Annotated in this window: 10 protein-coding genes and 1 pseudogene; 8 read left to right on the plus strand and 3 right to left on the minus strand. The window is 67.7% G+C overall.

Features of this window, described 5'->3' with window-relative positions; translation table 11 throughout:
- Window positions 1-928: 928 nt before the first annotated feature.
- The 8 genes and pseudogenes from ABD209_RS15930 to ABD209_RS15965 all read left to right on the plus strand — a co-directional run.
- Window positions 929-1,108, plus strand: a pseudogene (locus tag ABD209_RS15930) (Fic family protein); the annotation flags it as partial.
- 37 nt (window positions 1,109-1,145) lie between these two features.
- A complete protein-coding gene (locus tag ABD209_RS15935; protein ID WP_344067985.1) occupies window positions 1,146-1,781 on the plus strand; it encodes a hypothetical protein in 636 nt (211 codons plus the stop codon).
- Between the two features lie 47 nt (window positions 1,782-1,828).
- Complete coding sequence (locus tag ABD209_RS15940; RefSeq protein WP_344067969.1) at window positions 1,829-3,778, plus strand: TIGR03960 family B12-binding radical SAM protein; 1,950 nt, start codon at window positions 1,829-1,831, stop codon at window positions 3,776-3,778.
- A gap of 432 nt (window positions 3,779-4,210) precedes the next feature.
- The gene (locus tag ABD209_RS15945) at window positions 4,211-4,432 is read left to right on the plus strand and encodes a type II toxin-antitoxin system Phd/YefM family antitoxin (RefSeq protein WP_344067971.1); all 222 of its coding nucleotides are present in this window, start codon (window positions 4,211-4,213) and stop codon (window positions 4,430-4,432) included.
- Complete coding sequence (locus ABD209_RS15950; protein ID WP_344067983.1) at window positions 4,429-4,818, plus strand: type II toxin-antitoxin system VapC family toxin; 390 nt, start codon at window positions 4,429-4,431, stop codon at window positions 4,816-4,818. Before ABD209_RS15945 ends, ABD209_RS15950 begins: the two co-directional genes overlap by 4 nt.
- Window positions 4,819-4,873: 55 nt before the next feature.
- Window positions 4,874-5,932: a potassium channel family protein gene (locus ABD209_RS15955; protein WP_344067973.1), complete on the plus strand. Its 1,059-nt coding sequence runs from the start codon at window positions 4,874-4,876 to the stop codon at window positions 5,930-5,932.
- Window positions 5,933-5,960: 28 nt separating this feature from the next.
- A complete protein-coding gene (locus ABD209_RS15960; RefSeq protein ID WP_344067975.1) occupies window positions 5,961-6,914 on the plus strand; it encodes an acyl-CoA thioesterase in 954 nt (317 codons plus the stop codon).
- Window positions 6,915-7,093: 179 nt separating this feature from the next.
- Window positions 7,094-7,414, plus strand: a complete 321-nt coding sequence (locus ABD209_RS15965) for a hypothetical protein (protein WP_344067977.1) — start codon at window positions 7,094-7,096, stop codon at window positions 7,412-7,414.
- A gap of 314 nt (window positions 7,415-7,728) precedes the next feature.
- Here ABD209_RS15965 and ABD209_RS15970 read toward each other — a convergent pair whose 3' ends face one another.
- The 3 genes from ABD209_RS15970 to ABD209_RS15980 all read right to left on the minus strand — a co-directional run bounded on the left by ABD209_RS15970 (window position 7,729) and on the right by ABD209_RS15980 (window position 8,839).
- Window positions 7,729-8,115 (minus strand): type II toxin-antitoxin system VapC family toxin, encoded by a 387-nt coding sequence (locus tag ABD209_RS15970; RefSeq protein ID WP_344067979.1) that lies wholly within the window; start codon window positions 8,113-8,115, stop codon window positions 7,729-7,731.
- Window positions 8,112-8,333, minus strand: a complete 222-nt coding sequence (locus tag ABD209_RS15975; RefSeq protein ID WP_344067981.1) for a type II toxin-antitoxin system Phd/YefM family antitoxin — start codon at window positions 8,331-8,333, stop codon at window positions 8,112-8,114. The genes ABD209_RS15970 and ABD209_RS15975 overlap by 4 nt, the downstream gene beginning before the upstream one ends.
- 71 nt (window positions 8,334-8,404) lie before the next feature.
- The gene (locus ABD209_RS15980) at window positions 8,405-8,839 is read right to left on the minus strand and encodes a DUF6918 family protein (protein ID WP_324386660.1); all 435 of its coding nucleotides are present in this window, start codon (window positions 8,837-8,839) and stop codon (window positions 8,405-8,407) included.
- Window positions 8,840-9,482 lie beyond the last annotated feature (643 nt).

The following is a 9,482-nucleotide window of genomic DNA, read 5'->3' on the forward strand; positions in this document are numbered from 1 at the left end:
CAACCGCCGGATCAACGCCCAGTCCTCCAAAGTGATCACTCTCCAATCTCAGAGGTGTTCACTTTTCAAGCGCCGCAACTGTTCAGTTTTCGAGCGCCGTCGACAGACGCCGCACCCGGGCGCCTTCATCGTGAAGTACCGAACGCACCGATCCCTTGCTCAACCCGAACTGGCTCGCCACGTCCTCCGTCGTTCGCCCAGCGGCGTAGGCGTCCAACAGGGCAGTGCGCTCCTCTTGGCCTAGACGTACGTCAATCCGATGCACCCGAGCCGCGGACTGGGATTCCCGCTGCACCCCGTCACCCGCCTGACCAGCCACTTTGGTCAAAAGGGTCAGAACACGGGTTAGGTCAGCCTTCCTCGAATACCGCTGCATGACCTCGAGCTGACGGGAGTCATTCTGGCATAGGCCGCGGGTAGTCTCACCCCCTGAGTGACGGGCTGGGTATGCGCCTTTCCCGCCCTTCACGGGCTGGGCCGCCGCGCTTTGACCCCTCTGTTGTGGACGGCTTTGCAGAACGATTACGCCACGATCGGTCTGCTGCAACTCCCGAGTCCCTTAGCGCAGCCGTGACCGTGGCCACGCGGTACGCAGCCGTCGACACCGGCGCGCTGGAGGGGCTGTACGCGACGACGCGCGGGTTCACACGAACGATCGCCGAGCAGACGGCGACGTGGGAAGCGGCGCTGTCTTTGCACGGGATCGAGGTTGCGCGAGCGATCGAAGACGCACTCGCCGGCTACAACATGGTTTTGGACCTGGTGACGGGCCGTGAGCCGCTGAGTCAGTCGTGGATCCGTCAGCTCCACGAGCGTCTGCTGCGGTCGCAAACGACGTTCACCGTGTTCACCGTTCTCGGCCCGCAGACGCACCCAATGCCCAAGGGTGTCTATAAGACCCAACCCCACCAACGCCGAGACCGGCCGGGTGTTCCACTATACGCCGCCGAGCGATACGCCTGCGGAGATGTCACGGCTCTTGGGGGAGATCGGCACCGACGCGTTCGCCGGAGCCTCGCCAGTGGTCCAGGCCGCCTATGTTCACTACGCGTTCGTGCGGATCCACCCCTTCGCCGACGGCAACGGGCGCGTCGCCAGGGCCTTGGCGTCCATCTACCTCTATCGCGAGCCCGGCGTGGCCCCTGGTGATCTTTGCCGACCAGCGCGACCTCTACCTCGACGCCTTGGAGGCGGCCGACTCGGGATCATCCGAGCGATTCGTGTCGTTTATCGCGGATCGGACCATCGACACGATAGAGATGGTTCGGTCCAGCCTTGGAATAGCCCTAAATCGGTCCCTTGGCGCAGTTGCGGAGGTTGCCTTGGACCTGCGGACACGAATGATGATTCTCGATCGGGCCCACAAATTGGCCGGTGTCTATCGGGCGCTCCTTGCCGACGTGTGGTCTGAATTGGACGCGTCGGCTCAGCTGGCGCTGACGCCGGGTGTCACCGGCGGGATGGGCCTCCCCGCTGGTTACGATCCACTCGACGTCGGTGCGATTGGCTATGTCGTGACTGAGCAGAACGTCGGGAGACCACACACGCCGTATTCGGAAGTTCATCGGCGAGTGGAGCTTGGCGACGCAAAGGATCCCCGAGCCGACCCCGAGTTCTTCCTGTCGGCTGGCCAGGTCGAGCGTGGACTCGGTGTTTTCCGTCGGGATCTCTCCCCTGTCGTGACCCAGGTGCTCCGAATCAAGCTGCGCAACTGGATCACCGGACTGGTTGCCGAGGACCTGAGACTTCTCAGCGCCCGCCTGCAGGAACACGACGCGTGAGCCTCCGTGTGTCGGTCCTCCAGACAAGTGCCGCTTATCCTGGTCCGATGCCCGGACAGTCCCGCTTCGACGACCTCGAGCCGCTCCTGGAGCGCGTGAGCAAGCCGATCCAGTATGTCGGCGGTGAACTCAACTCCACCGTCAAGGATTGGGACTGCGGCGGCCACGACGCTCAAGGGTGCGAGCTGACGACGCGCTGGGCGCTGATGTATCCCGACGCCTATGAGATCGGGCTGCCCAACCAGGGCGTCATGATCCTCTACGAAGTGATCAACGAGCGCCCCGACGCCCTCGCGGAGCGCACGTATGCCGTGTGGCCGGACATGGAGGCCCTCATGCGGTCCGCGAGCGTCCCGCAGGTCACCGTCGATGGCCACCGCGCCGTGCGCGAGTTCGACGTCTTCGGCATCTCCTTCTCCACCGAGTTGGGCTACACGAACTTTCTCAACGCCCTCGACCTTGCCGGGATCCCGCTCCACGCGCAGGACCGCACCAACGAGCATCCGATCGTCATCGTCGGGGGCCACGCCGCCTTCAACCCCGAGCCGATCGCGGACTTCATCGACGCCGCGATCGTCGGCGATGGCGAACAGGCGGTACTCCAGGTCACCGAGGTCATCGCCGCGTTCAAGGCCGAGGGTCGCCCCGGTGGCCGCCGCGAATTGCTGCGCCGGCTCGCGCATACGGGCAATGTCTATGTGCCGAGCTTCTACGACGTGAGCTATCTGCCCGACGGCCGCATCCACCGCGTCGTGCCCACCGAGTCGGGTGTGCCATGGCGCGTCGCCAAGAACACCGTCATGGACCTCGACGAGTGGCCGTATCCCAAGCAGCCACTCGTCCCGCTCGCCGAGGCCGTCCATGAGCGGATGAGCGTCGAGATCTTCCGCGGGTGCACGCGGGGTTGCCGCTTCTGCCAGGCCGGCATGATCACCCGCCCGGTCCGCGAGCGCTCCATCACCGGCGTCGGCGAGATGGTCGAACGCGGGCTTGCTGCAACGGGTTTCGAGGAAGTCGGGCTCTTGTCCCTCTCCAGCGCCGACCACTCCGAGATCGCCGGCATCACCAAGGGCCTCGCCGATAGGTATGAGGGGCAGCAAGTCGGTCTGTCCCTCCCCAGCACGCGCGTGGATGCCTTCAATATCGACCTCGCCAACGAGTTGACGCGCAACGGGCGGCGCTCCGGGCTGACCTTCGCCCCCGAGGGCGGTAGCGAGCGACTGCGCCGCGTCATCAACAAGATGGTCAGCGAGCAGGACCTCATCGACACCGTCGCCGCGGCATACGGGGCAGGCTGGCGGCAGGTCAAGCTCTACTTCATGTGTGGGCTGCCGACCGAGACCGACGACGATGTCCTACAGATCGCCGACCTCGCCAAGAAGGTCATCGACACCGGCCGCCAGGTCAGCGGCCGGCGAGACATCCGATGCACCGTCTCGATCGGCGGCTTCGTGCCTAAGGCGCACACGCCCTTCCAGTGGGCCGGTCAGCTTGGCTCGGACGCCACCGACGCCCGGCTGGCCAAGCTGCGCGACGCCATCCGCGGCGACCGGCGGTATGCCAGCGCGATCGGCTTCCGCTATCACGACGGCAAGCCGGGCATCATCGAGGGCCTGCTCTCGCGCGGCGACCGCCGTGTCGGGCGGGTCATCGAACACGTTTGGCGCGAGGGCGGCCGCTTCGACGGCTGGCGCGAGTACTTCTCGTATGACGCGTGGCTGGCCGCCGCGGCGGCCGAGCTGCCGGCATACGGCGTGGATGTCGACTGGTACACCACCCGCGAGCGCGGCGAGCTCGAAGTCTTGCCCTGGGACCACATCGACTCCGGGCTGGACAAGGAGTGGCTGTGGGCCGACTGGCAGGACGCGCTGGACGAGGTCGAACAGGACGACTGCCGCTGGACCCCATGCTTCGACTGCGGCGTCTGCCCGCAACTGGGCACGCACATCCAGACCGGCCCGACCGGCAAGACCCTGCTGCCGCTGACTGTGGTCTGAGCCGCGCGCTTGTCGTGCAGAAGGTGCGCCCCGCAGCACCTACTGCACGACAAACCCGAGTCGCGGCTAGCGTGACGAGGTGATCCCCGGCCCGGATGCCGTGGCGCTCGTCGCGACGAATGCCGACGTCGCCGACCTGGTCCGGATGCGCATGCACGGGTCCACTGGCGAGCCCGGGGCGGCGGATCCCGCGTTTGTCGACGACTTCGCACGGTGGTGGGGGAGTGAAGCGGGTCGCGTGGGCCCGCGAGGCCGGCATGCAGAGCATCGTGCTGAACCCGAGCGAAATCTCCGTCCCGCGCTAGCGCCGGGCCGGTTTCCGGACGGCCGGCGACCTCAGGCGCCTGGACGTGTGAGGACGGGCCGGACGGCGCCCGCCATGTCGTGGTTGATCGACTTGACCAGGCCAGCTTGACCAGGAATACTGGACGCATGGAGACCTACACCGTTCAAGCGGCGAAGACGCAGCTCTCGCGCATCCTGCACGATGTCGAGGCGGGGGGCGAGGTCACCATTTCTCGTGCAGATCGACCGGTGGCCCGGCTGGTGCCCGTCGAGCCGGTGGCCAAGCGCCGCTTCGGGATGATGAACTTCCCGGTTCCGGCGGACTTCGACGCGCCCCTGTCGGAGGAGGAACTGTCCGCTTGGGAGTGAGCTATTTGCTCGACACGCATGTCCTGCTGTGGATCTTGGGCGAGCCCTCGCGCGTGCCGACGACGATCCGCGATCAGCTGGCGGATCGGCGCAATCCCCTGTTCGCCTCGGCCGTTTCGGCCCTGGAGATCGCCACCAAGACACGGTTGGGCAAGCTGGAAGATGTCGGACTCGTGGCCAGTTGGGATCGTCGGATCGCTGACCTCGGGGCCGATGAGCTCGCGGTCACTTCGCGGCACGCGATGACGGCCGGCTCGATGAGTTGGGCCCATCGCGATCCCTTCGACCGCCTCTTAGCCGCGCAGGCCATTCACGAGGGCGCGGTCCTCGTTACTGCCGACCGCGCGTTCGCGGGCCTGCCCGCGCCGACTGTCTTGACCTGGTAGCGGTCCGGATCCACCAGGCATTTCCGGCGTGCCGGCCGGGTGACATCATGTGCCCGTGACGCGGACGTCCGAGAGCTATCGGCGCCGATCCCTGCTCTCCGGCGTCCCCCAGGGTGCGGCGGCGTTACGCCGAGTTGCCGTCGCGCTCGCCGGGCTGGTCGCGGTCACGGTCTTCGGCACCGTCGGCTACATGCTGCTCGGGCTCAGCTTCATCGAGGCGCTCTACCAGACCGTCTTCACGGTGGCCACTGTTGGCTATTCGGAGGTCTATGAGCGCACCGCGGCCGCCGAGATCTTCACGATCATCCTGATCGTCATCGGCGTCGGGACGGTGCTCTATAACCTCGGGGTTCTCGTCGAAGCCGTCACCGAGGGGCACCTGCGCGAATATCTCTGGAGGCGCAAGATGGACACGTCGATCGAGCAGTTGCGCGATCACCTCATCGTCTGCGGGTATGGCCGCGTCGGGCGCGCGTCGACCGCGAATCTGGTCGATCGCGGCCATCAGGTCGTCGTGATCGACAGTGACGCCGAGCGGCTAGCCGGGATCGAGGTGCCGTTCGTGGTCGGTGACGCATCGTCCGACGACGTGCTGCGCGCGGCCGGCATCGACCGGGCCCGCGCGCTGATCTGCGCGCTCGACACCGACGCCGCCACCACGTATGCCACGCTCTCGGCCCGCGCCCTCCGCCCGGATCTGGTGATCATCAGCCGGGCCCGGACCATCGACAGCAAGGCCAAACTGGTCCTCGCCGGCGCCACGCGCGCCGTCAACCCGCAGCTGATCGGCGGCCGGCGGATGGCGAGCTTCGCGCTCTATGCCGATGTCGCGGAGTTCCTCGACGAGGTCATGCACGACGACGACATCGAGCACCGGATCGAGGGCGTACGGCTGGGCAACCGGTCCCCGCTGGTCGGGCGCACGGTGGCCGGCGTCGACGTGCCCGGCCTGTGCGGCGCCACCCTGCTCGCCGTCCGCAAGCCGCGCAAAGGCGAATTTGTCCCCACCCCGGCAGGGGAGATGGTCCTCGAGGCGGGGGCGACGCTCATTGTCTTCGGGACCCCCGACCAGGTCGATCGCCTTCGCGGCGAAGCGGGGACGCTAGCGTCGTGACCCACACCCCCGAGCCCACGGAGGACGTATGAGCGATCGGATCCCCACCTCGCGCGTCACCTTGCGCTTCCTCGCGGCCCCGACCGATGCCGGGCACTCCGGCTCCGTGTCGGCGGGCCGGGTGCTCGAGTGGATCGACAAGGCCGGCTTCGCCGCCGCGGCGGGGTGGAGCGGGGCGTACTGCGTCACGGCATACGTCGGCAATGTGCGGTTCACGCGTCCGGTCGAGGTGGGCGACCTCGTCGAGGCGACCGCGGAGGTCGTGCGGACCGGCCGATCGAGTATGGACGTGATCGTCACGGTCAGTTCCGGGCCGCCGCGCACCGGCGAGTTGGTCGAGGCGACGCGTTGCCTGATGGTCTTCGTCGCGGTCGACGGGGACGGGCGGCCGACTCCGGTGCCGACCTTCGTCCCGCGTTCGTTGGGGGAGGAGTTGCAGCAACAGTGGGCGGCGCGGCGGGCCGAGTTGCGGACCCTGGTCGAGGAGGCCATGCAGGGGCAGACTTACTCTGAGAAGGGGACGGCGCCGCGGGTGACGCTTCGCTTCCTGGCCGCGCCCACCGATGTCAATTGGGGCGGCAAGGTGCACGGGGGCATCGTCATGCGGTGGATCGACGAGGCCGCGCATGTGCTCGCCACCCAATGGGCGGGCGACCCGAGCAATGTCGCGATCTTCACCGGCGGGGTGCGCTTCTATCGGCCGCTGCGGATCGGGCACCTGGTCGAGGTCGAAGCCCGCCTCATGCACACCGGACCGCATGCGATGCACATCGGCGTCCACGTCCGCTCCGGTGACCCGGCCGCAGGCGCCGACGCGCTCGCCGAAACGACATACTGCCGGACGGTTTTCGTGCGCATCAACGCCAATCGGCGGGCGCTGCCGACCCCGACCTGGGTGCCGGTCTCGGACGAGGACCGGGCTCTCGATGCGCACGCGCTGGAACTGTCGGAGATCCGCAAGGAGTTCGACGCCCGCGGGTAGAGCCAGTCAGGGACGCGGCGACGTGGCCGGCTGGCCGGCCGGAGTCGGGTTGGGCTGCGAGGGCGTGCCGCCGATGAAGTCGGCCCACCATTGGTGCAGGGGTCCCCACCGCTCATCGCACGTCGTCGCGCGCTCGGCCGCCCGGGCTTCCTTGTGCGGTGAGTAGAAGCGGCGGCCCCATGGGGGAGCGCGGCCGGGCTAGCCGGACGGCAGCGACCCACGCGAGCGGACTGAGGAAGATGCCCAACAGGGCGGTGGGGTACTTCCCCTTCAACGCAGTCATACAGACCAGGGCGAGATGGACGGCAAGCGCCACCACCACGCCGCCGCGCACCGTCGCCGCGCCGCAGAGAAGGGTGAGGTGTCCGGCGGACCCCGACGATTGCCAGCCCGTGGCACGCGGTGGCGAGCGTGACGACGTAGACGGACAGCTGGCCTTCCTGGGACCAGTAGACATCCTGGAGGTGGAAGATCATGGCGAAATCGTCGAGCACGCGTGAGGTGCAGACTCCGGCGAGCGCTGCCCCGAGGTAGTTGAGCGGCGCTCGGCCGTTGGCGCCCACCGCGCAAAAGGCGCCGGCGACGAGCAGGATCGTGCCGGGCGTCGGGTGATGCAGGTGCACGCCACCACTGCTGAGATTGCGGAAGGGCCCCTTGCCGGCGCGGATCAGCCGGGTGATGGCGCGGGTGGCGAGGAAGGTCACGACGAAGTCAACGAAGACCAGCAGCAGCGGTCCCTTCGGCCCGTCGATGATCTCGTCATGCCACCACCCCATCCCCGCAACTTAGCGCCTGGGCCGCGCGATGCGAATCGTCAGTCGGTCGCCCAGAAGGTGAGCACGTCGTAGGCGGGGATGGTCCGGTCAGCGGTCACCAGTGTCGCCTGCTCGGCTCGCGCCTGCGCGGTGAGCAAGCGATCGACAGGGTCGCGATGGACCCACGGCAGGCCGGCGACACCGGCAGCGTGGTCCGCGGTGACCGGTAGCGGGGTCAGATCAAGCAGGTTGAGCGTCGCTCGCCAATGGTCGGCGATCTCGAGCTTTCCCAAGGAGCGTTTGATCGCGATTTCCCATACCGACGCCGCGCTGACGAGGATGTCATTGGCCGGGTCGCTCAGGGCGCGGCGCACGTGTTCGGGAACCGCGTCGCGACGCCCCAGGAGAAGCCAAACGACGACGTTCGTATCGAGCAGATACCTCATGCGGTGTAGGCCGAGAAGTCGTCAGGAAGGTCATCGAAGTCCGGCCCGATCGACCCCGGCAGGTCACCCCAGATCCGCCGTTCGGCGGTCATCGGGGGCGCGGGCGCCAGCACGGCCACCCGGATCGACCCACGCCGGATGACGATGGTCTCGCCGGCCTCGACTCGCCGAAGCAGGCGGGACAGGTGGGTCTTGGCTTCCTGAACGCTGACGTCCACAGCCAGAGGAAAGCGTGGTCGACTCTGGTTGGTCGACCACCCTGGCCCCTGTGCAGCCGGCTTCGGGCCGGTCAGGCCATCTGTTGCTCGAGGGTGCTGCCCAGGCGCGGGAGGGCGGCGACAACGTGTTCTTTGGCCTTGCCGCGCAGCATGCCGTAGACCTTGGCGACGGCCGCGTGCTTGGGGTTGGCTGCGCGCGCGTCAGTGACCGAGAGCAGCGCCTCGGCCGCGGCGTCACTCTGCGCCGCGAGCTGAGCCCCGAAAGGCTGGTCGCCGCGGGTCGCCCAGAAGGGCTCGAGGCGGTCGAGGAAGTCAGGCAGCATCCCCGCGATCGCCCGCCGCACGATGCGGTCGTCGATCTTGCGTGCCGCCTTGTATGCCGTTTTGATCGCCGCACCGCTGATGCCGGACTTGCTCCCGACCTCGGCCTCGACGACGCCGACGAGCGCGTCGACGGTCTGCGGGCGGCGTTCTGCGGTCAGCAGGGTCTCGCTGAGAGTGGTCATGGCCCGCGACCCTATGCGACACCCCTGGTGGACTCACGGGGTGATCCGGCTTTCGGGAAGCCGGCTCGCAAAGCGCGTCCAGGGACCGGGCGTCGGTGTTGCGGCCCGGGCCGATGAGACCGCCCTCGAGAGGGGCTGTCGGTGCTCGTCGGTATACCTGTGGTGGCCTCGTCCAAGACCGCGCCATGCGGTTCGAACACCGCATCGACATCGCGCGTGGCCCGTCGCGCGTCATAGGCCATCGCCATGGGGGCGCCCCTGATGACGTAGACGTCCGCAGCGAGTCCCCTCCGGACGAGGCGTTCTCCGAGAGCGCCAAAGGCGAGTTCCAGAGCGGCCCGATCCAGCAGCGGTGCCCTCATGCCACGCTCAGTTCTTGCGGGGCGATGAAAATTCCGCGACTCCGGAAGGCAGCGGGAGCGTGCACGGTCGCATCGGCCCGTGCGGCTGGAGTGTTGAAGGGGAACCAGAAACGTCGTAGCGGCCGGAAGCCCACCCAGTTCGGCCGACCAGCCCCGTCCCGCGCCGCGAGATATTCAGGCTCTTCCGATTTGAGGGTGTAGCCGGTTGTCGGCGTGGGGGCGTGTCGGTGTCGGGTTGATGGGTCGAGGTCTTCCGATGATGGGAGTTACGACTCTGCCCA

Source organism: Nostocoides vanveenii (assembly GCF_039531165.1).
GTDB lineage: Bacteria > Actinomycetota > Actinomycetes > Actinomycetales > Dermatophilaceae > Nostocoides_A > Nostocoides_A vanveenii.

Coding starts and splice junctions, on each gene's coding strand:
- ABD209_RS15940 (WP_344067969.1), top strand. CDS start 1,829: ATGCCCGGACAGTCCCGCTTCGACGACCTCGAGCCGCTCCTGGAGCGC.
- ABD209_RS15945 (WP_344067971.1), top strand. CDS start 4,211: ATGGAGACCTACACCGTTCAAGCGGCGAAGACGCAGCTCTCGCGCATC.
- ABD209_RS15960 (WP_344067975.1), top strand. CDS start 5,961: ATGAGCGATCGGATCCCCACCTCGCGCGTCACCTTGCGCTTCCTCGCG.
- ABD209_RS15965 (WP_344067977.1), top strand. CDS start 7,094: ATGGGGGAGCGCGGCCGGGCTAGCCGGACGGCAGCGACCCACGCGAGC.
- ABD209_RS15970 (WP_344067979.1), bottom strand. CDS start 8,115: ATGAGGTATCTGCTCGATACGAACGTCGTCGTTTGGCTTCTCCTGGGG.
- ABD209_RS15980 (WP_324386660.1), bottom strand. CDS start 8,839: ATGACCACTCTCAGCGAGACCCTGCTGACCGCAGAACGCCGCCCGCAG.